We start from the raw sequence: 21752 nt of genomic DNA, 5'->3' as shown, positions 1-21752 counted from the left end.
AGGAGGACTAAGGCATGAATGATAAAGGATTTACACTGTTAGAAATGTTAATTGTCATGCTTGTGATCTCCATTCTTTTATTGATCACCATTCCAAATATCACTCGGCATCATCAAAGCATTCAAGCAAAGGGCTGTGAAGGGCTGAAATCAATGGTGAGTACACAGGTAATGGCATATGAATTAGAGCATGACGGCAAGACGCCATCTTTAGCTGAATTAGAAAAAGAAGGCTATGTCAAAAAAGGATTAACTTGTCCGAATGGAAAGGCAATTTTCATTCAAAACGGGGATGTGAAAAATGAATAAATCGCTTTTCCAGGAGAAAGGATTTACACTCATTGAGCAGCTCTTGATCGTCATGATTTTCTCTATCTTATTTTCGATAATAGGTGGAAAAGTGCCCAATATATTAGAAAGTGCTGAAGCAAAAAAGCAAGTGAACTTGCTAAAACAAGATCTTCAATTGGCATCTTATACTGCATTTATTAAAAAAACACGAGTAACTGTTGAGTTTCACCCGCCCAATGTATCTTATCAAGTCATCGAACAGAATAGTGAGCAGATCATTGCTTCTAATCCACACAAAAAAGGCACCATCAAGCAATCCACATTTCAACAAGGCCTTCACTTTAATAAAAACGGACATCCAAATAGCGGCGGTTCTCTCATTGTTCAATTTGGCAGTCAAATATATAAACTCACGATTTACTTAGGGAGCGGGCGGATTCATGTTCAGCAACAATAAAGGATTTAGTACGTTTGAGATGCTCTTTTCTTGCCACCTCTTTCTATTTGCTGCTCTTGTGCTCGTGCCATCCTTTGAAAAACTGACAATTGGGAAAGAAGAATTAAGGGCTAAACTGGAAGCTTATCAAATCTTACATGAGTATATGAATAAAGCTTTTATAGAAGGTCAAAATGAATCAAGTACAAAGAAACGAGGCGAGATCACATATGAATTCATTTGGGGTCAGGAGAAGGGATGTGTTTCATACAAAGTACAAAAAAAGAAGACGATTTGCTTTCGACATTTGGAGCGATGAACAAGGCTTTACACTCGCTCAAGCAATATGGCAATTGCAGCTATTTTTGCTGCTTTCTTTTGGCTGCATGCTGCTTTTATCAATTGCTGAAAAAGCTCATCCGTTTGCAGAAATCAACAAATTTTCGCAAATGGAGTGGAAACAAACGGCCCTGCAATTAGAGGAGGAGCTAAATTGTGCTGTCGCTGTAAGAGCGGTGAAAAATGGAACAGCACTGGAGTATATTTCAAATCAAGGGCGAGTGGTGACGATTGAGCCGTATCAAGAGATGCTTCGTAAACGAACGGATCAGGCAGGTCATCTCCCTTTATTACAAAAGGTGAAACAATTCCATGTAAGAACAAAAGAGCAAACCACCACTCTCCAAGTCACAGATGTATTTGGTCAAGTACATGAAGCTGTTTTTTTCACTTACAAAGGAGTGATTCCTAAAACGTGAAAAGAGAAGACGGGTTTATTTATCCCCACGTACTTGCTGTCATTCTTTTGTTTTTATTGATTCTAGGATCGATGACCATTGGGTTTCAAAAAGAGTTGAAAAGTGCAGAGCTCACGATTTCTTTTTACCAAAAACAACAGTTATTTCGAATGGGTCTAAATGAAGCCGCAAACAAATTAAATCGTATTTGTGATCAGCCATTGAGCCCAATTGTCACAGAAGAAGGTCGAGTGACGTTGAAGCGAATTGGGTGCGATGACAGAAAAAAGCTAGTCCGGCTCTTGGTTAATATCGAGACAAAGGGTGGTGTAACTGACGAGCGGGAACTAGAGCTGAATAAAGAGACAGGAGAAATCAATCAATGGATCAACACTTATTAGCGAGTGTATAAAACGATCCTCTTCTTGGTAACACTTTAAGGAAGAAGAGGTGAGTGTTCGATGAAGACAAATGATTATGTAAAATATATGACGCAGGAAATCATTAAATATATGAATACACCACGTGACGAACGGAAAGAACATAAACAGGAAAAAATGGAGACAAAACCACCATTTTCTCAGCGTTTATTCGGTGTTCTGCCTTTTGGCTTCTCAATGATGCTAAAAAAACGTCAACGTCATCGACGAAAGTAAAAAGCCGCCAGCAGGCGGTTTTTTTCATGCCATTTTAGCTGTATTCTTCCACAACAATGACTTTATTGACCTTGTTCGAGTAAGGGTTATAGGAAATGGTGACATATACCCCAAATTCTTTGGCCTGATCTTTCAACATAATATGATATTGCTTCACGGATTCTTTCTCCCGGTGCCGATCCCACACTTTTTGTTTGAATAAAACATGTGCTAACGGATACCGTTTTTTTGCTTCTTTGACTGCCCTTGTTTCCCATTGATCTGCGGCAGCAGTGATTCCTTTTGCATCAGCTAGATGGGCGCTTTGTATCAAGGGGCTTAACAGTAAACTGAGCATGATCATGATTCTTCCATATTTCAACTAACATCACCTCACCAATTATTATCCTGACCAAATCCTGCACTTTTATGTAAATTTTTAAGAAGTACAAATGTCACAGAAAAAAATATTGAATATGGCGAAAGAATGAGAAAATGGAAGAATTTTCTCGGTAATGTTCTTGTTTAAGAACAAAATGGACTAATTTGACGTTTTGGATTTTATAGGTAATTCCTTATACTGAGTGTAATCGTTCTTTTTAAAGAACAATTGTTCAAGGAGTTGAAAGATTCAATGAAACAGCCGCTCTTTGTACTATTTTGTGCTATTTGTTTGATTTTCACTTCTTTTTTTATTACGTCTACTAACGCTTCTTTTAACGATGTCGAGCATTCGAACTTTGTCATGAAAACATGTGAAAATTTCGAAGAGACAGATCAGCATTGCCAGCCAAAGAAATGGGATAGAAGTCATTTGAAACTGATCGATCAAACGATCATTGAGGGGACAGTCTGTGCGCCTCAAAAGCTGAGCATGTCACTAAAAAATATTGGACAACCCATCGCGCACTCTGAATGGAAGTGGGAACTACATAAAGTAGAGAGTGTTCAGATGCCATTACAAGATGGCCATGTTATTGAAAAAGGTGCTATACAGTCCCTCTCATCAGAAGAAACGACGACTGTCACGGCAGTTAAAGCAAAAACAAATGGAATCTATGTGTTTAAAATCTATTATCCTAAAGGGTTTGGTGGTTCTGAAAAGCCATTCTTTACGTCTCAACATATGCAGCTTTCGAATTGTCAAGAAAAGGCGTCCTAAATAGGGTTTGCCTGCTGAATGAAACATGATATGTAAAGGGGAGAAAGGTATGAAAAAGTGGATGAAAATGTCTGGGAGTATTCTTTACGCGCTGGTCTTCACGATGATGATTGTGTGTATTATTGTCGTGTTGTCATCAAGGACAACAGGCGGAGATCCTCAGATCTTTGGTTATGAGTTCAAGCAAGTATTATCTGGATCAATGGAACCGGAATTTTCGACTGGTTCATTGATTATTGTGAAACATGTCACCTCACCTGAAACACTCAAAAAAGGGGATATTATTACGTTTCAAACGAAGCAAGACCAATCCTTTGTGACTCACCGCATTGTTGGGGTGAAAGGAAAAGGAGTAAATAAAGCCTTTGAGACAAAAGGAGACCACAATATGTATCAAGACGGCACGCTCGTCAAAGCGAATCAAGTGACTGCGCAGTATACGGGCGTGAACATTCCTTATGCAGGAAAGCTTCTTTCGTATGCAGGAACTTCTGCTGGGACCGCTCTTTTGCTCATTATTCCAGGGGTGATGCTGCTTGTTTATTCAACCATTCATTTTGTTGGTGCTGCCAAACATCGAAGACATACGGCTGAGTTACACATGTCAGAGGAACAAGCATAAATTTTCGTTTGTAACCTAAATCAGGTTTCAATAAAACAATTTATTAGGGGGTTCAATCATGGCAATGAAAAAATCAATTCGTTTAGGTGTTTTATCGGGAGCGTTAGGTCTTGCTTTAATTGGCGGGGGAACGTGGGCTGCATTTAATGATGTTGAGACGGCAAACGCGGTCTACTCTACAGGAGAGCTGAATCTATCTGCAAAAGAGAATTCCGGCGCCATCAACCTTGCGAACATAAAACCCGGTGACCGTATAAAGAAGGAATTTAATTTTGAAAATAAAGGGTCTCTTGCAATTAATCAAGTGCTGATGAGTCTTGATTATAGCCAGTTTCAAGATGGAACATCAGCGAAAAATGGCGGGAAGAATACAGCTGAAGAATTCCTCAGCCAATTTCAGGTGAGTGTTCTAACGGTTGGAGCCGAAGGTGGGAATGGATACCCGAAAAATATTATTTTAGACCATGCAAACCTGCTTGACCTGCATCTATTAACGTCAAAGCAGGATCAGACCGCATTTGAAAAGCTTCGTCATGCCGTCGATGAGAAGTTTTTACATGAAAGTGGTAAAATTAATGTTGCCACCGTTGATGGATCAACAGCTCCAGAGTATGACGGCATTCCAAAGAATCCGTTTGATTACGATAAAATGGAAATGATCATTGAATTTGTCAATGACCAGACGAAGGATAAAGCGGGTAACTATATCCAAAATAAATACCAAGGCGATGCGATTCAAGTTGATCTTTCCTTCGAAGCGACTCAGTGGAATGGTTTAACGATCAATCCAAAAAAGCATACGGATGAAAAAGGCTACGTGAAAGAAAACGAAAAAGCACACAGCGAAGATAAAAAATAAAGTCAGTCTTTAGACTGATAACAAGATCTGCATAGCAATTGGAGGAGTATGCGCTAAAATATGCGCATTACTCCTCTTCTTGCTTTTTTTTCCAGATTTGATAATCTAAAAATTCACGAAATTGCTTTTTCGAAACCCCTGATGTCATTGCATCTCGAACTAGTTTTTCCCATTCACTATCTAATTGACCATCGTATTCGGTTTCATCATTTTCGTTTAACAGTGTATGAACCGAGACGTCCAGAACAGCGGAGACTTTTTCAAGAAATTGAATGGAGGGGTTTGTTTGCAAGTTTCTTTCTATTGAACTTAAATAAGACTTCGCTACCCCAGCCTTTTCGGCCAGTTCTGATAGTGAGTAGCCTTTTTCATTGCGGTATTGTTTAATACGCTGGCCAATCAATGTCATCACCTTCCTTTCGATATTATAGCACATTCAGAAAGGTTTGATAGAATGACTTCTTGCCATAGGGGGAGACTCAGAGGACTTTTCGCGTGATTTGAGAAAATGACGGACTTCTTCTACTGTTAGTCCTGCTTTGCGCGCTTCGCGTAATAATTGAACCCATTCACTGTCTAATAACTTCGTTTTCTTTTCCATACAAATACCCTCCTAAAATACTGAATCGTGTATTTCAGGCACTTAACGCATGAAATGGAAAAACACAGGTGATAAGACCTCATAGATTGCTTGCGTCATGTTTCCGCCCAATACAAACAGACAAACGTTGCTTTTGATTGATCGAAAATTTGATATCACATGAAAGGGAGGGAGACTCGCTAAGTCAGCCTCCTCTTTTTTGCTGTAAGTAAAAAAGTCCGCCATTTTCAATCGTAAGACTGATTTTTGGTTCGTATAAAGTTTTAAGTGCTTGTCTTTCTATTTCATATTCTACAGATGTGTCTGAAGTCCCTTCATAAAATTGGTTTAAAAGTTCCGAGTCTTCTTTCCACTTTTGAACAGCTCTTACCGCCCAATCATCCGGCTCTTCATTGGCATAACGTTCCATCAGGCTGTAAAGCCGTTTGACGCCGCTCTCTGGCTTAATCATCGTACTCATTGTGAAGCAATAATCAGGAATTTGAGACGATAGCTCACGCGCTTCCAGCTTCTCTTGAAATTGTTCGATGACTTCTCCACGTATTAGATGAAGTCCAAGAGACAGCAGTTTGTCTTTTTTACGGTCTGCCAGATAGGATATTTTGACATTGAGACCAAGCCACGGCTCCAGCGCGATCTGGCTGTTTGTGAGCGGTCTGACTTTTTCGTACAGCCGAATAAAACGGCCTTGCTGTTTCACAACCTCGAATATTTGGAATAAACGAGGGGAGCCGAAGTGGACAAATTCTCCTTCGACCGAGTCATCAGCTTTTTTTTGATCAGTGATCAAAGTCAATTGCCGCGGCTCAGGTACGCCTCCTGTTTTTTCGAGCCAATGCCAATAAAAAGGACGGTTCATGATCAATTTATCCATTTCGATTGTCAGCTGTACGGTCATGTGTCCTGCACTTTCTTCAAGTATGTCGCATTGATTTGCCTGAAAGAAACGGAGAAGAAATGTGTGAATCTCGCGCTGCTCCATTGGTCAACTCTCCTTTATGAACCTTGCTGTCTTTCTTCTAAAAGCGGTGTTTGTGCTTCTGTTAAATAGGAAGCAAATTGGGTTAATTTCTTTTTCATGTCTACGTCAGACTCGTGCTGGAAGAGAATTTGATGCAATTCTGTTTCAGCATCTTGGATATCAATTCGGGTTAAAATATCATCTAGATCACCAATGACGTTTTCAAACAGCTGAATTTTTTCATATAAAAGTTTTAAAATATGTTCTTCGACTGTCCCGCTAGTTGCCATATTGTAAATGTGGACATCCCGCTCTTGACCGAGCCGGTGAATACGTCCAATTCTTTGTTCCAAGCGCATTGGGTTCCACGGAAGGTCGTAGTTGATGATTTGGTTGCAAAACTGAAGGTTGATCCCTTCGCCGCCTGCTTCTGTCGCAATGAGCACTTGCGCCCGCTCTCTAAATAAATCTTTCATCCAGTCTTTTTTACTCCGTTTAAACCCGCCTCGAAAAGGAACCGAACTGATGCCGTTTTGCTGGAGAAACCATTGTAAATAAATTTGTGTCGCACGGTATTCAGTGAAGATAATGACTTTTTCATTTAATTGTTGAATGAGTTTAACGACTTCAAGTGCTTTAGAATTTTGTTCTACCTGGTTGATTTTCTCCATGATGTGCATCATCGCAGAAGCACCTAGAATGTGTTTTTCCTCTTCTTGCATTTTTTTAATGGTCATATAGACGGCCTCACGACTCGAACAGCATTCTCGTTCTAAGGTCATAATTGAAAACATGTGCTTCGTATAGGAAGGGTTTTCTTTTAACTTACAAATTTCATCATATAGTGCTTGTTCTGTCGGGGAGAAATCAATAGAAATCGTCTTTACATGCCGCTTTGACCATTCGATGCCAGTGTCTTGTCTCCGGTTCCGAATCATGACTTTATTGACTAACTGTTTTAGCCGGTCATGGTCCTCAAGTTGAAGGTCTTTTTTGGCAAAGAGGTCTTTAAACTGTGTTTCATTACCTAAATGGCCTGGCTTCAACAGAGAAACGAGATTAAAAATTTCTCCTATCCGATTTTGGATAGGTGTGGCTGTGAGCAGAAGGCAGAACTTTTTATTCAAATTTCTCACAAACTCATAGTTTTTCGTTTTGTTGTTTTTCAGTTTGTGTGCTTCATCAATAATGACCATATCGTAGGAGATGGATAAGATCGTATCTCGATGTGGCTGTCTTTTGGCTGTATCAATTGAGGAAACCACAACATCGCACTGCTCCCACACATAGCTCTTCTTTTGCTCGACAGCATCTATGTAAAATTTCGTCCGCAGTTCTTGTACCCATTGGGACACAAGGGATGCGGGTACGAGAATGAGAATCTTCTTGGCAAGTCCGCGAATCATGTATTCTTTGATAATCAGTCCTGCTTCAACGGTTTTTCCAAGACCCACTTCATCTGCTAAAATGGCTTTCCCATTCATCTCTTCTACGACTCTTCTAGCGACTTCGAGCTGGTGTTTTAAAGGAGTAAATGCAGGCAGGTGCGCAGGTGCTTGCAGTCCTTCAAATGAATCAATGGCTGTCACTTTTTGTACTTGTGCTGCTAAACGGTACATATCCCAATTCGCCCAGGGACCGTCTGCTGTAAGCCGCTTTTGAAATTCACTTGCCCATTTTTGATCAAATATCGTTTGAATATTCAATGTGACCGCCTGCCTTTCTGGTAGAGTGATGATAAAATCGTTCTGTTTTTAAACGCTTCATTTTTTCATAGCGATTTAAAAGATGTTATATATCAATAAAAGCGAACGATAATGAATGATTATTTTAAAAATGTTAATGATTTTTCTGTTGCTCTTCATCCATTTCTAATGGTAGGATGTTGGTAAGTGATCTAGAGAATAAGTCACCCATTTTGATAGTATGTCCAATAAAGGTGAAGAATATGAGCGGATGATGGTATGGGGAGAGACCTAGCGGTTATTTTGCACTGACAGGCGCCGAAGGAGCAAGCTGAATTGGTTCAGTGAATCTCTCAGGCAAAAGTACTCTTACCGGACGCAACTCTGGAGAGTGTTTGCGCAGCGATTTTTAGCAAACCACCAAAGGGGAAAACGCACAATGATGTTGTGCTGTAAACTTTCAGGTGCAAGGACAGAGACTTCTTTTTGATAAAAGGGAGCGCTCTGTCCTTTTTTGCTGTGATTTTTTTCTGAAAATTCAGCTTGTGATGTGCACTGTAAGAAAAAAGGGGGAAACGATTGATGTTGAAACGAACACCGCTTTTTCATGCGTATGAAACGTTTGGCGCAAAAACCATTGACTTCGGGGGCTGGGAATTACCTGTCCAATTTTCTTCCATTAAAGAAGAACATGAAGCTGTTCGAACAAAAGCAGGGCTGTTTGACGTGTCTCACATGGGTGAGGTGGAAGTCACAGGTCAGGGAGCCCTTCCTTTTTTACAAAGGTTATTAACCAATGATCTGTCAAAGCTGACAGACGGTAAGGCATTATATACAGCCATGTGTTATGAAGATGGCGGAACGGTGGATGATCTGCTTGTCTACCAAAAAGAAAAGAACAACTATTTACTTGTGATCAATGCTTCAAATATTGAGAAAGATGTGGATTGGCTGCTGAAACATCAAGGTGAGGAAGACGTTTTCATTAAAAATGTCTCTGATCAAACCGCCTTGTTAGCCCTTCAAGGACCTCTTGCTGCTGACATCATCAAAGATGTTGCGGATGAAGAGGTAACATCACTGAAGCCATTTACGTTTTTATCAAAAGCGATAATTGCGCAAAAAGAGGTGCTTGTCTCAAGAACCGGTTACACAGGAGAAGATGGCTTTGAAATCTACTGCCAGTCAGAAGATGCTGTTCACCTTTGGACCGCTTTATTAGAAGCCGGACAGCCGAAAGGACTGATCCCATGTGGACTCGGTGCACGTGACACTTTAAGATTTGAAGCAAGACTCCCGCTTTATGGCCAAGAGCTCACGAAGGATATTTCTCCTTTAGAAGGCGGCATTGGTTTTGCTGTAAAAACGGATAAAGAAGCAGATTTTATCGGAAAAGATGCACTTAAAAAACAAAAAGAAGAAGGACCGAAGCGAAAGCTTGTCGGGATTGAAATGATAGATAAGGGGATTCCGCGGACAGACTATCCGGTCTTCTCAGGAGATAAGCAGATTGGTGTAGTCACAACCGGTACACAATCTCCAACATTAAAGAAAAATATTGGGCTTGCCTTGATTGAAACATCAGAGGCACAGCTTGGGACAGAAGTGGAAGTGCAAGTTCGTAAAAAACGTCTAAAAGCCAAAATCGTCGCTACACCATTTTATAAAAGAGCCAAATAACGAGGAGGAATAGAGGATGAAGCACAGGTATTTGCCGCAAACAGAGCAAGATCAAAAAGAAATGCTGGATGTCATCGGTGTTCAGTCAATTGATGAGCTTTTCTCAGATATCCCAGAGAAAGTCAGATTCAAAGGTGCGTACAACATCAAAGAAGCCGCATCTGAAACAGAGCTAGTGCGGGAATTGTCTCGTCTTGCTGCAAAAAATAAAGATACAGTGGCCTATGCCTCGTTTTTAGGTGCTGGTGTGTATGATCATTACCAGCCTGTGATTGTCGATCATGTGATTTCACGTTCTGAATTTTATACAGCGTACACACCTTATCAGCCTGAAATTTCTCAAGGTGAATTGCAGGCAATTTTTGAATTCCAAACAATGATTGCTGAGCTGACTGGCATGGATCTTGCCAATTCCTCGATGTATGATGGCGGAACGGCATTAGCTGAAGCGGCGATGCTGGCAGCAGGACATACAAAAAAGAAAAAGATTGTGGTCTCTGAGACGGTTCATCCTGAATCAAGAGCGGTGCTGAAAACATATGCGAAAGGACAGCATATTGAAGTCATCGAGGTACCTGCGCGAAAAGGTCAGACCGATCTAGCCGCATTAGAAGAAGCCGTCTGCGACGAAACAGCAGCGGTCCTTGTACAATACCCAAACTTCTTCGGTGTTGTTGAACCATTAAAAGACATTGAACCGATTGCGCATAAAGGGAAAAGTTTATTCATCGTCTCAAGTAACCCGCTTGCACTTGGTTTACTGACACCACCAGGAAAGCTTGGGGCAGATATTGTCGTTGGTGATGCGCAGCCATTTGGCATTCCAGCTGCATTTGGCGGACCTCATTGTGGATATTTCGCTGTGACGAAAAAATTAATGCGGAAAGTGCCGGGGCGTTTAGTCGGGCAAACAGAAGACGAGAACGGTGTGCGAGGATTTGTGCTGACCCTTCAAGCGCGAGAGCAGCATATCCGAAGAGACAAAGCGACTTCAAATATTTGTTCAAACCAAGCATTAAATGCGTTAGCCGCTTCTGTTGCGATGACGGCGCTTGGGAAAACAGGTATCAAAGACATTGCCTATCAAAACGTACAAAAAGCCCATTATGCCAAGACGCAGGCAGAAAAACATGGGTTACAGGCTGAAATAGAGGGCGCTCATTTTAATGAATTTGTGTTGAAACTGAATGAACCTGTGAAAGAAGCGAATGAGCGATTGCTTAAAAAAGGAATCATCGGCGGATATGACTTGGGACGGGATTATCCAGAGCTTCAGCAGCATATGCTCGTCGCTGTGACAGAACTAAGAACAAAAGAAGAAATTGATACGTTCATCAAGGAATTGGGGGATCGTCATGAATAAACAAGATCAGCCGCTTATTTTTGAATTATCCAAAGAAGGAAGAATTGGTTACAGCCTGCCTGATTTAGACGTACCTGAGGAGAAGCTCCCAGATTTATTTGATGAAGCGTATATCCGCCATGAAGATGCGGAGCTGCCAGAGGTTTCTGAACTGGATATTATGCGTCACTACACAGCATTATCTAGGCGTAATCACGGGGTCGATTCTGGCTTTTATCCTCTAGGCTCTTGTACGATGAAATATAATCCAAAGATTAACGAAAAGGTGGCACGTCTTGCAGGTTTCTCGAACGTGCATCCACTTCAAGAGGCAGACACTGTGCAAGGTGCATTAGAGTTACTTTATGATTTAGGTGACCATTTAGAAGAAATTACAGGAATGGACGCCGTGACATTACAGCCTGCGGCAGGAGCACATGGCGAATGGACGGGGCTCATGATGATTCGTGCATACCATGAAGCAAGAGGAGATCTTAAACGAACAAAAGTCATCGTGCCTGATTCTGCTCATGGAACAAATCCCGCATCTGCAACAGTAGCAGGATTTGAAACGATTACGGTGGCATCTAATGAACATGGGCTTGTCGATTTAGACGACCTGCGCCGTGTTGTCAATGAAGAAACAGCGGCTCTCATGCTCACAAATCCAAATACACTCGGCCTTTTTGAAGAAAATATTTTAGAAATGGCTGAAATCGTCCACGGAGCAGGCGGGAAGCTTTATTATGATGGAGCGAACTTAAATGCTGTATTAAGCAGAGCAAGACCGGGGGATATGGGATTTGATGTGGTTCACTTAAATCTTCATAAAACCTTTACAGGTCCACACGGAGGAGGAGGCCCTGGTTCAGGTCCAGTTGGCGTGAAAAAGGATTTGATTCCATATTTGCCAAAGCCAGTGCTTGTGAAGAAAGAAGGTCGTTATTTCTTTGATTACGATCGTCCAGAATCTATCGGCCGTGTGAAACCGTTCTATGGGAACTTTGGTATCAATGTCAGAGCGTATGCGTATATCCGCTCTATGGGACCAGACGGCTTAAAGGCTGTAACGGATCATGCGGTGTTGAATGCAAACTATATGATGCGCCGCTTATGTGCTCATTATGATTTGCCATTTGACCGCCACTGTAAGCATGAATTTGTCCTTTCAGGTAAACGTCAAAAGAAACTAGGTGTGCGGACACTTGATATTGCCAAACGATTACTTGATTTTGGCTATCATCCGCCAACGATTTACTTCCCGCTAAATGTAGAGGAATGTATCATGATTGAACCAACTGAAACAGAATCAAAAGAAACCCTTGATGCATTTATTGAAGCGATGATTCAAATTGCAAAAGAAGCGGAAGAGAACCCAGAAATCGTACAGGAAGCACCACATACAACCGTTGTGAAACGAATGGATGAAACAAAGGCTGCACGGAATCCAGTGCTGGTTTTTGAAAGAAAATAAAAAGACTCATGGGGGCATTAGCTCCCAGAGTCTTTTTTGTTAGTTCTTTGTTTTAATGCGGCCGCCCCATTTTTTAAAGCCGCCCTTTAAATTATAAATCTCACGACAGCCATTTTTACGTAACGTTTGAGCAGCTTTTCCGCTTCTTAAATTATTTTGGCAATAGAGATAAACAGGCTTGTCAGGGCGTATTTCATTTTTGCGCTGCTTTAATTGTGAAAGGGGAATGTTTCTTGCGCCTAAAATATGTCCACCTTCAAACTCATTTGGTTCTCTCACATCAATGAGTTGGGCTTTGCGGTAACCTTTGATAAATTCTGCTTCCGTCAGCGTTTTCATTATGCGCTGCTGATAAATGTAACTGCCGATGGAATAAAGAACGAAAAGTCCACAAAGTGAGAGGACGATATAGTTGAATATTGGCAATACGACTCGACTCCTTCTTGAGCATCAGCACAGTCACCTGTCTGATGGTACGTTTTAGACAAATACTATTATAGTAAAGCAAAAGAAACTTGTCATCATAAATGGTAAGAATTATTTTCAATTCCTTCCCTATTTGATAGACTGATGAAGAGAGAAAATCGGTGGTCACCACCATTATCTAACATTGACTACGTAAAAGAGAAGGGATTTTATATGCAAAAAGAGAAATGGTGTTTCATTGATACAGGAAACCAAGACCCAGCCTTTAACATGGCCATGGACGAAGCCTTGCTTTATTGGCATAGCGAGAAGCTGATCCCGCCTGTGATCCGTTTTTATGGTTGGAATCCAGCGACATTATCTGTTGGATATTTTCAACATGTTGAAAAAGAAATCAACATGGAAGCGGTTGAGCGCTATGGTCTTGGATTTGTTCGCAGGCCTACAGGAGGTCGCGGTGTTCTTCATGATCAGGAATTGACCTACAGTGTGATCGTGTCAGAAGAGCACCCAGAGATGCCAGCGACGGTGACAGAGGCATACCGCGTCATTTCAGAAGGGATTTTAGAGGGCTTTAAAGAACTGGGACTCGATGCGTATTTTGCCATTCCTCGTACAGAAAAAGAAAAAGAAAGCTTAAAAAATCCAAGATCGTCTGTATGTTTTGATGCGCCTTCATGGTACGAGCTTGTTGTAGAAGGCAGAAAAGTAGCAGGCAGTGCGCAAACAAGACAAAAAGGTGTGATCCTCCAGCATGGCTCGATCTTAATTGATCTTGATGAGGACAAATTGTTTGATTTATTTCTGTATCCAAACGACCGGGTGAGAGAGCGGATGCAGCGCAGCTTTAAAAACAAAGCGGTGGCGATCAATGAAATTTCAGATCGAACATGTACGATAGACGATGCGCGTGTTGCATTTAAACGAGGGTTTGAAAAAGGATTAAATATCGAGCTTGTGCCTTATGAGCTGACAGATGAAGAGTTGGCATTTGTTCATCACCTCGCCAAAACGAAATACGCCACAGATGATTGGAATTACAAGCGTTAAGACGAAGGACTCTTCTTGTTTTTTAATGGGCGATGGTGTAGAATTGTTATGATTATTAAGTAAAGGTGCATTTTGGAGGGGTTTTATGACTACACCTAGTATGGAAGATTATATTGAACAAATTTATATGCTGATAGAAGAAAAAGGATATGCAAGAGTATCTGATATTGCAGAAGCCCTCGCTGTCCATCCCTCCTCTGTAACAAAAATGGTTCAGAAGCTAGATAAAGATGAATACCTCATTTATGAGAAATATCGTGGTCTAATTTTAACCCCGAAAGGCAAAAAAATTGGAAAACGTCTCGTATACAGACATGAACTGCTAGAGCAATTTTTAAGAATCATTGGTGTAGATGAAGAGAAAATTTATGATGATGTAGAAGGTATTGAGCATCATCTCAGCTGGAACAGCATTGACCGCATCGGCGACCTCGTCCAATTCTTTGAAGAAAACGATGAGCGATCCGTTCAGCTGAAAGCGATTCAAAAGAAAAACGAACAAACAAATCAAGAATCTTAAGAAAAAGGACACCTGGCGAAGGGTGTCCTTTTTGAATATAGTTCTAATGAAAGGCAAATGCTCCTACACTATTAATAGTGTGACAGAAAAGGGGGCTCCTTGATGAAGATAGATGGTGTGTTCTCAGGTGGAGGCATTAAGGGTGCAGCACTTGCAGGCGCCTATGAAGCGCTTGAAGCAAGAGGATTTCAATTTGTCCGTCTCGCTGGAACAAGTGCGGGAGCAATCATTGCTTCACTCATCGCAGCGGGTTTTACGAGTCAGGAGATTCGGGAGCTGTTAGACGAAATGGATGAGCATCAATTGCTTGACCGAAGGTGTCAATTCATCCCGTTTAAAATGCTCAGGTGGGTGTCTATTTATTGGCGTCTTGGCCTTTACAAAGGTGACCGTCTAGAAAAATGGCTGACAGACGTGTTAAAACGAAAAGGCGTCACCGTATTCGGTGATCTGAAAAAAGATACGCTCAAAATCGTCGCTTCTGATTTAACAAATGGCAAAATCCTTGTCCTTCCAGATGACCTTCCTTCCTATGGGTTAAATCCAGAACGGTTTTCTGTCGCCAGAGCCATTCGGATGAGCTGCAGTCTGCCGTATTTTTTTGAACCCGTCAAACTAAGGTCTTCAAAAGGAATTTGTACCATAGTGGATGGCGGCGTGCTCAGCAACTTTCCGATTTGGCTTTTTGCTGAAGAGAAAAAAAGACCGTTTGTCGGTGTCACATTAACCCCAAACGAAAAAGAACGCCCTCAACATTCCATCCGCAATGCGTTTGAACTGTTTGGCGCTCTATTTGAAACGATGCGTGGTGCTCATGACGAAAGACATATTGCCACAAAACACGAACGTCATATTATTTTTATCCCTGTAGAACACGTCATTGCCACTGATTTTCATCTCATGACAGAAAAGAAAAAGGCGCTCGTCGATCTAGGCAGACAGAAGGCCGAGCAATTTTTAAAGAGCTGGACATTTTAAAATAAGGCGCGATTTTTCTTTTTGTTTTTCTTGCCTTCAATGACTGTCAAATGTGTTTGGCTTTTCTTTTTGAGAAGGACGGGCTTAGACTTGTGGTCAGTCGGCACGCTTCGCAAATGAGTGACCCGGTTTTTCATCTGGCTTTTCGTTTTTGGTTTAGGCTGCTGGTAGCGACGTTTTGATTGTTTGACTGCTTTACGATAAAGATTTCCTTCTGTTCCAGTTCTTCGATTCATCAGCCATCTAAATAGGAAAAACATAACCGCTCCAATGATCACAACTGATAGCAGCATTGTAAAGAGTCTGCTTGGATTCGTTGTGAGTAAATACACAAATCCCAAAACACCTAAAGCGAAAATAATGGTAAAAGCAGGATGTACTCGGCGATTCATAACTGTCCACCTCCGAAAGAATTTACCGGATTTATAAACTAGATCACTTGATGAGCAGAATCTGATGCTTGTTTCGCAGATGCTTCCTCTAAACGAAGAAGTTCATTAAAACTTGCAATGGCTACCTCGACTTGATCATCAGAGGGTTCTTTTGTTGTGAGCAATTGCAGCCAAAGGCCAGGATAGCCAAGCACTTTAAGCACTGGCACGTCACGGAGTTTGTTTGTGAGCTGAAGCACTTCAAATGAAATGCCCAGAACAACCGGAATAAGCGCCAAGCGATTCAGAACTCTCACCCATAAAGGATCTGTCGGTACGAGTAAATAGACGAACATGCCGACAATGACAGTGAATAAAATAAAGCTGCTGCCGCATCGATAATGCAGGCGAGATTGGCTTTGGACATTTTCCACTGTGATGTCAAGATTCTGTTCATAGCAGTTTATGACTTTATGTTCTGCCCCATGATATTGAAATACCCTTTTAATTAAAGGGGTCATGGAAATAAAGTAAATATAGCCTAATAACAGGATCAATTTAAAGAATGTTTCCACTGCAATTTGTGCGAAGTTTCCAGAAAACACCGGACGCACAAGTTCGGCTAAAAAGACAGGCACTAAAGTAAAGACAAATTTACTAAAAAGAAGAGAGAGAACTCCGATCACAGCAATGCCAAAGATCATTGATAATTTCGAGCTTTTTTGTTCTTTTTCAAGAGAATGATCTTCAGAAGGATCTAAGTCATAGCGCTCGCTGGAGAAGTTTAAGTGCTTACTGCCGTTTGCGCTTGCTTCAACAAGTGCAGCAACACCCCTGACAAAAGGGATTTTCTTAAGAAAGGCGGTTCGTTTATTGGAGGTCCGGGGAAGCTTTAAAAACTCAATGGTCTGATCCTTACGCCGGATCGCTGTCACATAGTTCTTTTTACCTCCGAACATCACACCTTCCACAACTGCCTGCCCTCCATATGCTGGAGGTTTTGTTTGATTGGACATATTTCATCAACCTGCCTGTTTCCTGTAATTTACATGCATTTCCTTATACCTTTATTGTACAGGAAAAGAGGGGAAATCACTAGCTCACAGGTCGATTATCTACTAGAATTCTATCTACCTCTTTTTAGCCAGTATACCCTGTTATAAAAATTTTACACTCTCGCACGGAAATCCTTTTTTTTCATGACATTTTGGACATACTACTTGCTGGAGGTGTTCATATGAAACGTGATGAAAAGAAAAACCAAGAAGAAAAAAATCAATCAGTACAAACGTCTTCAATGGTGGCAAGGGCAGCAGCCACAGGTTTTGTCGGCGGAGTTTTTTGGGGCTTTATCGGATTTCTGACCCATATGTTTCATTTTTCAGAGGTGAGTCCAAATATGCTGCTGCAGCCATTTGTGCTTGGTGAATGGAAAAAAGGCGGACTTGGTACATTTATGAGTATTGTTCTTTTAGGGATTTTATCTATTGGGGCAGCCTTTATTTATTATGGACTGCTCAAACGGATCAAAGGTTTTTGGATGGGACTGATTTATGGAGGGATTTTGTGGCTGCTTGTTTTTTATGTATTTAATCCTATATTCCCCGATGTGAAGCAAGTGCAAGATTTGCAGCAAAGCACCATTGTGACGACATTTTGCCTATATATTTTATATGGCATGTTTGTCGGATACAGTATTTCATTTGAATACAATGAATTAACGAGTCAGAAGCTTGCAAGGGCACTCGGGAAAAAGACAGAATAAAGTGTAAATCCACCATTCATATGATAAAATTATTTTTGGAAACGAAAGGTTTCTAAGGAAAAAGAAACAGACATCGATATAGAGTGAATTAGGGTGAAGGAGTGGTCATATGCCTCATTTTCTAGTGCTGAATGGGCCCAACTTAAATAGGCTCGGCAAGAGAGAGCCAGGAGTTTATGGAAGTAAAACACTAACAGATTTAGAAACGGATTTGTTTCAGTTTGCAGAAAGAGCAAATATTCAATTGACGTTCTTTCAATCGAATCACGAAGGAGATTTGGTTGATGCGCTTCATGAAGCAGAAGATCAGTACGATGGCGTCGTGTTTAACCCGGGTGCTTTTACCCACTATAGCTATGCACTGAGAGATGCCATTGCAAGTATTACGTTACCTGTCATCGAAGTACATATCACAAATGTTCATAAGAGAGAGGAATTCCGCCATCATTCGGTTCTTGCTCCAGTATGCCAAGGTCAAATCGTTGGACTTGGTTTAGAAGGATATAAATTGGCGATTCGTTATTTAGTCAGTGAAGGGGGAGCAGTATCATGAAACTTGAAAAACTAAGAAAACTTTTAGCCGAATTAGACATAGATGGTTTAGTGATTACGAGCAGCTTTAATTTACATTATATGACGAGTTTTACTGGATCAGCCGGTCTTGCCATCGTTTCAAAGGATCGTGCCGCCTTTATTACGGATTTTCGTTACACGGAGCAAGCCAAGGATCAAGTAAAGGGCTATGACATCATTGAACATAAAGGAAACATTGTGGAAACTGCTGTCCAAACGGCAAACGAATTTGGGGTGAAACGTCTTGGTTTTGAACAAAACCATATGACATTTGCCACCTACCAGCAGTACTCGGGGAAAGCAAGCGGTATCGAGCTTGTTCCAGTCTCAGAATCAGTTGAAAAGTTGCGCTTGATTAAGTCTAATGAAGAGATTAAGATATTAGAGGAAGCTGCGAAGATTGCAGATCATGCCTTTGATCATATTCTCACGTACATCAAGCCGGGCCTGACAGAAATTGCGGTCATGAACGAGCTTGAATTTTTCATGAGAAAAGAAGGGGCAGAAGGATCTTCATTCGATATGATTGTTGCCTCTGGCGTTCGTTCAAGCCTGCCACACGGGAGAGCGAGCGAAAAGGTGATTGAATCTGGCGACTTGGTGACACTGGATTTCGGTGCCTATTATAAAGGCTATTGCTCAGACATGACAAGAACCATTGCTGTAGGAACACCAAGCGACAAATTAAAGGAAATTTATCATATCGTATTAGAAGCAGAAAACGCTGGTGTGGATAAAATCAAGCCAGGCTTAACAGGAAAAGAAGCTGATCGCATCACACGAGACATCATTGAAAAGTATGGCTACGGTCAATACTTCGGGCATTCGACTGGACATGGTCTTGGTATGGAAGTACATGAAGCACCTGGCCTTTCCTCACGCTCAGATGTCGTGTTAGAAGAGGGAATGGTTGTGACAGTTGAACCAGGCATTTACTTGCCAGATGTCGGCGGCGTGAGAATTGAGGATGATATTGTCCTGACAGCTGACGGCAATAAACGATTGACCCACTCACCGAAAGAACTTATCATATTATGATGGTGAAATGTAGGAGGATGACAAAATGATTTCAGTAAACGATTTTCGTACAGGCCTGACAATTGAAGTGGACGGCGGTATTTGGCGTGTAGTGGATTTCCAACACGTAAAACCAGGAAAAGGCGCAGCGTTTGTCCGTTCGAAACTTCGTAACCTACGTACAGGTGCGATTCAAGAGAAAACATTCCGTGCAGGTGAAAAAGTAGCGAAAGCTCAAATTGAAACAAAAACAATGCAATATTTATATGCAAATGGCGATCAGCATGTATTCATGGATACAAGCTCATACGAACAACTTGAACTAAGCGAAGCGCAAATCAAAGATGAGCTGAAATATTTGCTTGAAAATATGTCTGTTCAAATCGTCATGTACGGTGATGAAACACTTGGAGTAGAACTTCCAAACACTGTAGAACTAGAAGTAGTAGAAACAGAGCCTGGTATTAAAGGTGATACGACATCAGGTGGATCAAAACCTGCAAAAACAGAAACTGGTTTAATCGTGAACGTTCCTTTCTTTGTGAACCAAGGTGATAAACTAGTGATCAATACATCTGACGGTTCATACGTTTCAAGAGCGTAATGAACGGAGAGAGACTGTAAACCTCGTGTTTACAGTCTTTTTTTATTTGAAAAATAGGACGCCTCGTTATGACACCCCTTACTCTATTCTCTCATCCATCTCTCTTCCTTTTGAAAAACAAGACTACTTCTAGCTAGTGAAGCATATAGTGTAAAAAAAGCTGGAGGTTCTATATGAAACAATTTCTCCCGGGTATACACCCATCAGTCGCTGCCATGGCAGGGATGAGGTTTTTATCTGCCGCGATTGAACTGACGGCCGCCATCCTCATTTTAGTGACAAATGATGTGCGTAAAGCGGTTGTCATCAATAGTATATTAGCGATCATCGGGCCGCTCATTTTTATTATTACGATGACGATTGGAATCTACCAAATTGCAGGGCAGTTATCCTATGCGAAGCTTGTGTTTATTTTCATTGGTGTCGTATTTATTCTTGTTGGAATTTATAAGTGAAATGGCTTGGCATAATTAACGGCATGCATCATACATTTTAGAGAAGAAAAAAAGGAGGGGAATTCGTTGCGGAGTTTGTTGGATATTCTCCCGCACTCAATTGGACAAGAACTCAGCATGTTAAAAGAAGCAGAGTGGGCGCAAATAGAAGAAATCCGCATTCGCACCGATCGCCCAATTGAGCTGATGCAAGGAGGAAAACCCCGCTTTCTTTCCTATTATACAACAGGTGAAGATGCGGCTCAGTTATTAGGCAGGCTCAGTAATTACAGTATGTACACACTTGAGGAAGAGTTAAAACAGGGCTATATCACCATATCTGGCGGACATCGGGTTGGGCTTGCTGGAAAGGTCATCGTCGAAAATGGATTCGTCAAAGGTTTAAGAGATATTTCTTCATTTAATATTCGCATCGCAAAAGAGAAGATCGGAATTGCTCTGCCGTTTCTCCCTTATTTATATGAAAAACATTGGTGTAACACACTGATTATAGGTCCGCCGCAAACCGGGAAAACGACATTGCTGCGTGATCTAGCACGTCTTGTCAGTACAGGAACAACAGCCATTTCTCCTAGAAAAACAGGGATTGTAGATGAACGCTCTGAAATCGCAGGTTGTATAAGAGGAGTGCCGCAGCATTCTTTTGGGCACCGGATTGATGTACTTGATGCGTGCCCAAAGGCTGAAGGATTAATGATGATGATCAGATCCATGAGCCCAGAAGTCATCATTGTCGATGAAATCGGAAAAAGTGAAGATGTACAGGCACTGTTAGAAGCAATCCATGCGGGAGTCACCATTATCGTCTCAGCTCATGGGTATTCTCTTGAAGACTTATCTAAACGGCCATCATTTGAACCGTTATGGCAGCTTCGTGTGTTTGATCGATATGTGGAATTAAATAGAGAAAAAGGGCCTGGCACGATCGGACGGATATTTGACCAAGAGGGACAAGAGCTGAAGCGGAGGCGGGGAGTGGACGTATGTTAAAGCTTATTGGTGCTATTTTCATTGTTGCGGCTACGACATGGGGAGGATTCGAGTTTGCAAAGCGGTACAGTGATCGGCCAAAGCAAATCCGCCAGCTCCGGTTTGCACTCCAATCTCTTGAAGCTGAAATTATGTATGGTCAAACACCTTTAGCTAGAGCCGCTGACCAAATTGCGTCCCAAGTAGGACCGCCTGTGAATCGGCTATTTGAACAATTTGCAGAAAAACTCAACGTCGGAACCTTTTCTGCGAGGCATGCATGGAATGAAAGTCTAGAGGATGTATGGAAAAAAACCGTATTAAAAAAAGGCGAATATGAGGCGCTGAAGCACTTTGGAGAAACCCTTGGTCAGCATGATGTGACGGCTCAGCAAAAATATATCAAGCTAGCTTTAGGCCATTTGGAATCAGAGGAGAAAGAAGCTGAAGTTGCCCAAGCGAAAAATGAAAAAATGGTGAGAAGTCTTGGTTTTCTAAGTGGGTTACTACTGATTCTGTTATTGATGTGAGAGGAAGGGA

Annotated in this window: 30 protein-coding genes and 1 riboswitch; of the genes, 22 read left to right on the top strand and 8 right to left on the bottom strand. The window is 41.4% G+C overall.

From position 1 onward, the window contains the following. Positions 1–14 precede the first annotated feature (14 nt). Genes comGC through NSQ52_RS11465 form a run of 6 tightly spaced genes read left to right on the top strand, consistent with a single transcriptional unit; the run spans position 15 to position 2119 of the window. Entirely contained in the window at positions 15–308 is a 294-nt protein-coding gene (gene comGC / locus NSQ52_RS11490) for a competence type IV pilus major pilin ComGC (RefSeq protein ID WP_008342186.1), read from the top strand. Further along, positions 301–747, top strand: a complete 447-nt coding sequence (gene comGD / locus NSQ52_RS11485) for a competence type IV pilus minor pilin ComGD (RefSeq protein ID WP_058336650.1) — start codon at positions 301–303, stop codon at positions 745–747. Before comGC ends, comGD begins: the two co-directional genes overlap by 8 nt. After that, entirely contained in the window at positions 731–1045 is a 315-nt protein-coding gene (gene comGE, locus NSQ52_RS11480) for a competence type IV pilus minor pilin ComGE (protein WP_007501227.1), read from the top strand. The genes comGD and comGE overlap by 17 nt, the downstream gene beginning before the upstream one ends. After that, positions 987–1484 (top strand): competence type IV pilus minor pilin ComGF, encoded by a 498-nt coding sequence (gene comGF, locus NSQ52_RS11475; RefSeq protein ID WP_039166031.1) that lies wholly within the window; start codon positions 987–989, stop codon positions 1482–1484. Before comGE ends, comGF begins: the two co-directional genes overlap by 59 nt. Then, the gene (comGG, locus tag NSQ52_RS11470; protein WP_058336652.1) at positions 1481–1864 is read left to right on the top strand and encodes a competence type IV pilus minor pilin ComGG; all 384 of its coding nucleotides are present in this window, start codon (positions 1481–1483) and stop codon (positions 1862–1864) included. The genes comGF and comGG overlap by 4 nt, the downstream gene beginning before the upstream one ends. Before the next feature lie 60 nt (positions 1865–1924). Next, complete coding sequence (locus NSQ52_RS11465; RefSeq protein ID WP_024718846.1) at positions 1925–2119, top strand: YqzE family protein; 195 nt, start codon at positions 1925–1927, stop codon at positions 2117–2119. Positions 2120–2153: 34 nt separating this feature from the next. Here NSQ52_RS11465 and NSQ52_RS11460 read toward each other — a convergent pair whose 3' ends face one another. Then, positions 2154–2480 (bottom strand): DUF3889 domain-containing protein, encoded by a 327-nt coding sequence (locus tag NSQ52_RS11460; RefSeq protein ID WP_058336653.1) that lies wholly within the window; start codon positions 2478–2480, stop codon positions 2154–2156. 252 nt (positions 2481–2732) lie between these two features. Between NSQ52_RS11460 and tapA the strand changes: the two genes are divergently transcribed. Genes tapA through NSQ52_RS11445 form a run of 3 tightly spaced genes read left to right on the top strand, consistent with a single transcriptional unit; the run spans position 2733 to position 4741 of the window. Continuing rightward, on the top strand, positions 2733–3260 hold the full coding sequence (tapA, locus tag NSQ52_RS11455; RefSeq protein WP_058336654.1) for an amyloid fiber anchoring/assembly protein TapA: 528 nt from the start codon (positions 2733–2735) through the stop codon (positions 3258–3260). A 49-nt stretch (positions 3261–3309) separates the two neighbouring features. Beyond that, positions 3310–3882 carry a signal peptidase I gene (locus tag NSQ52_RS11450; protein ID WP_058336655.1) on the top strand — a complete coding sequence of 191 codons (573 nt, stop codon included), beginning with the start codon at positions 3310–3312 and terminating at the stop codon, positions 3880–3882. Positions 3883–3940: 58 nt separating this feature from the next. Beyond that, positions 3941–4741 carry a TasA family protein gene (locus tag NSQ52_RS11445; RefSeq protein WP_008342195.1) on the top strand — a complete coding sequence of 267 codons (801 nt, stop codon included), beginning with the start codon at positions 3941–3943 and terminating at the stop codon, positions 4739–4741. Positions 4742–4808: 67 nt separating this feature from the next. Here NSQ52_RS11445 and NSQ52_RS11440 read toward each other — a convergent pair whose 3' ends face one another. The 4 genes from NSQ52_RS11440 to NSQ52_RS11425 all read right to left on the bottom strand — a co-directional run bounded on the left by NSQ52_RS11440 (position 4809) and on the right by NSQ52_RS11425 (position 8009). Further along, positions 4809–5144, bottom strand: a complete 336-nt coding sequence (locus NSQ52_RS11440) for a helix-turn-helix domain-containing protein (RefSeq protein WP_017357978.1) — start codon at positions 5142–5144, stop codon at positions 4809–4811. Between the two features lie 33 nt (positions 5145–5177). Further along, entirely contained in the window at positions 5178–5342 is a 165-nt protein-coding gene (locus NSQ52_RS11435) for an anti-repressor SinI family protein (RefSeq protein WP_008342197.1), read from the bottom strand. 184 nt (positions 5343–5526) lie between these two features. Then, a complete protein-coding gene (locus NSQ52_RS11430; protein WP_017367588.1) occupies positions 5527–6324 on the bottom strand; it encodes a YqhG family protein in 798 nt (265 codons plus the stop codon). Positions 6325–6338: 14 nt separating this feature from the next. Next, entirely contained in the window at positions 6339–8009 is a 1671-nt protein-coding gene (locus NSQ52_RS11425) for an SNF2-related protein (RefSeq protein ID WP_008342199.1), read from the bottom strand. Between the two features lie 250 nt (positions 8010–8259). Beyond that, a riboswitch (glycine riboswitch) is annotated at positions 8260–8367 on the top strand. Between the two features lie 203 nt (positions 8368–8570). On the opposite strand from NSQ52_RS11425, the gene gcvT reads away from it, so the two are divergent. From gcvT to gcvPB, 3 genes are read left to right on the top strand one after another with little or no spacing between them, the layout of a single operon-like run. Beyond that, on the top strand, positions 8571–9668 hold the full coding sequence (gene gcvT, locus NSQ52_RS11420; RefSeq protein WP_072367814.1) for a glycine cleavage system aminomethyltransferase GcvT: 1098 nt from the start codon (positions 8571–8573) through the stop codon (positions 9666–9668). 16 nt (positions 9669–9684) lie between these two features. Beyond that, entirely contained in the window at positions 9685–11031 is a 1347-nt protein-coding gene (gene gcvPA / locus NSQ52_RS11415; protein ID WP_342473344.1) for an aminomethyl-transferring glycine dehydrogenase subunit GcvPA, read from the top strand. Further along, the gene (gene gcvPB, locus NSQ52_RS11410) at positions 11024–12484 is read left to right on the top strand and encodes an aminomethyl-transferring glycine dehydrogenase subunit GcvPB (protein ID WP_024718852.1); all 1461 of its coding nucleotides are present in this window, start codon (positions 11024–11026) and stop codon (positions 12482–12484) included. The genes gcvPA and gcvPB overlap by 8 nt, the downstream gene beginning before the upstream one ends. A gap of 39 nt (positions 12485–12523) precedes the next feature. On the opposite strand, the gene NSQ52_RS11405 is transcribed toward gcvPB, so the two are convergent. Further along, positions 12524–12904, bottom strand: a complete 381-nt coding sequence (locus tag NSQ52_RS11405; protein WP_024718853.1) for a rhodanese-like domain-containing protein — start codon at positions 12902–12904, stop codon at positions 12524–12526. Positions 12905–13123: 219 nt separating this feature from the next. On the opposite strand from NSQ52_RS11405, the gene NSQ52_RS11400 reads away from it, so the two are divergent. From NSQ52_RS11400 to NSQ52_RS11390, 3 genes are all read left to right on the top strand, one after another. Beyond that, positions 13124–13960 carry a biotin/lipoate A/B protein ligase family protein gene (locus NSQ52_RS11400; protein ID WP_017357972.1) on the top strand — a complete coding sequence of 279 codons (837 nt, stop codon included), beginning with the start codon at positions 13124–13126 and terminating at the stop codon, positions 13958–13960. An 85-nt stretch (positions 13961–14045) separates the two neighbouring features. Beyond that, complete coding sequence (gene mntR, locus NSQ52_RS11395) at positions 14046–14480, top strand: transcriptional regulator MntR (RefSeq protein WP_003215946.1); 435 nt, start codon at positions 14046–14048, stop codon at positions 14478–14480. Between the two features lie 102 nt (positions 14481–14582). After that, complete coding sequence (locus NSQ52_RS11390; protein WP_041091753.1) at positions 14583–15458, top strand: patatin-like phospholipase family protein; 876 nt, start codon at positions 14583–14585, stop codon at positions 15456–15458. On the opposite strand, the gene NSQ52_RS11385 is transcribed toward NSQ52_RS11390, so the two are convergent. Next, a complete protein-coding gene (locus NSQ52_RS11385; protein WP_008342206.1) occupies positions 15455–15850 on the bottom strand; it encodes an SA1362 family protein in 396 nt (131 codons plus the stop codon). The genes NSQ52_RS11390 and NSQ52_RS11385 overlap by 4 nt on opposite strands. Before the next feature lie 38 nt (positions 15851–15888). Then, positions 15889–16845 (bottom strand): DUF1385 domain-containing protein, encoded by a 957-nt coding sequence (locus NSQ52_RS11380; protein ID WP_255835850.1) that lies wholly within the window; start codon positions 16843–16845, stop codon positions 15889–15891. A gap of 221 nt (positions 16846–17066) precedes the next feature. Between NSQ52_RS11380 and NSQ52_RS11375 the strand changes: the two genes are divergently transcribed. From NSQ52_RS11375 to spoIIIAB, 7 genes are all read left to right on the top strand, one after another. Further along, positions 17067–17594, top strand: coding sequence for a YqhR family membrane protein (locus NSQ52_RS11375; protein ID WP_017367582.1), 528 nt, complete (start codon positions 17067–17069; stop codon positions 17592–17594). Positions 17595–17703: 109 nt separating this feature from the next. Continuing rightward, entirely contained in the window at positions 17704–18147 is a 444-nt protein-coding gene (gene aroQ / locus NSQ52_RS11370) for a type II 3-dehydroquinate dehydratase (protein ID WP_007501195.1), read from the top strand. Continuing rightward, positions 18144–19205, top strand: coding sequence for a Xaa-Pro peptidase family protein (locus NSQ52_RS11365; protein WP_007501193.1), 1062 nt, complete (start codon positions 18144–18146; stop codon positions 19203–19205). The genes aroQ and NSQ52_RS11365 overlap by 4 nt, the downstream gene beginning before the upstream one ends. Before the next feature lie 25 nt (positions 19206–19230). Next, positions 19231–19788, top strand: coding sequence for an elongation factor P (gene efp / locus NSQ52_RS11360; RefSeq protein ID WP_007501192.1), 558 nt, complete (start codon positions 19231–19233; stop codon positions 19786–19788). A 173-nt stretch (positions 19789–19961) separates the two neighbouring features. Continuing rightward, complete coding sequence (locus NSQ52_RS11355) at positions 19962–20243, top strand: YqhV family protein (RefSeq protein ID WP_017367580.1); 282 nt, start codon at positions 19962–19964, stop codon at positions 20241–20243. Positions 20244–20309: 66 nt separating this feature from the next. Next, a complete protein-coding gene (gene spoIIIAA / locus NSQ52_RS11350) occupies positions 20310–21233 on the top strand; it encodes a stage III sporulation protein AA (RefSeq protein ID WP_024718857.1) in 924 nt (307 codons plus the stop codon). Further along, complete coding sequence (gene spoIIIAB, locus NSQ52_RS11345) at positions 21227–21742, top strand: stage III sporulation protein SpoIIIAB (RefSeq protein WP_007501189.1); 516 nt, start codon at positions 21227–21229, stop codon at positions 21740–21742. The genes spoIIIAA and spoIIIAB overlap by 7 nt, the downstream gene beginning before the upstream one ends. Positions 21743–21752 lie beyond the last annotated feature (10 nt).

Origin of the sequence: Bacillus sp. FSL W8-1141, from assembly GCF_038593205.1 — a bacterium.
Lineage (GTDB): Bacteria > Bacillota > Bacilli > Bacillales > Bacillaceae > Bacillus > Bacillus altitudinis.
The sequence above is the reverse complement of the archived record's forward strand: the minus strand, read 5'-3'. Positions and strand labels throughout refer to the sequence as shown.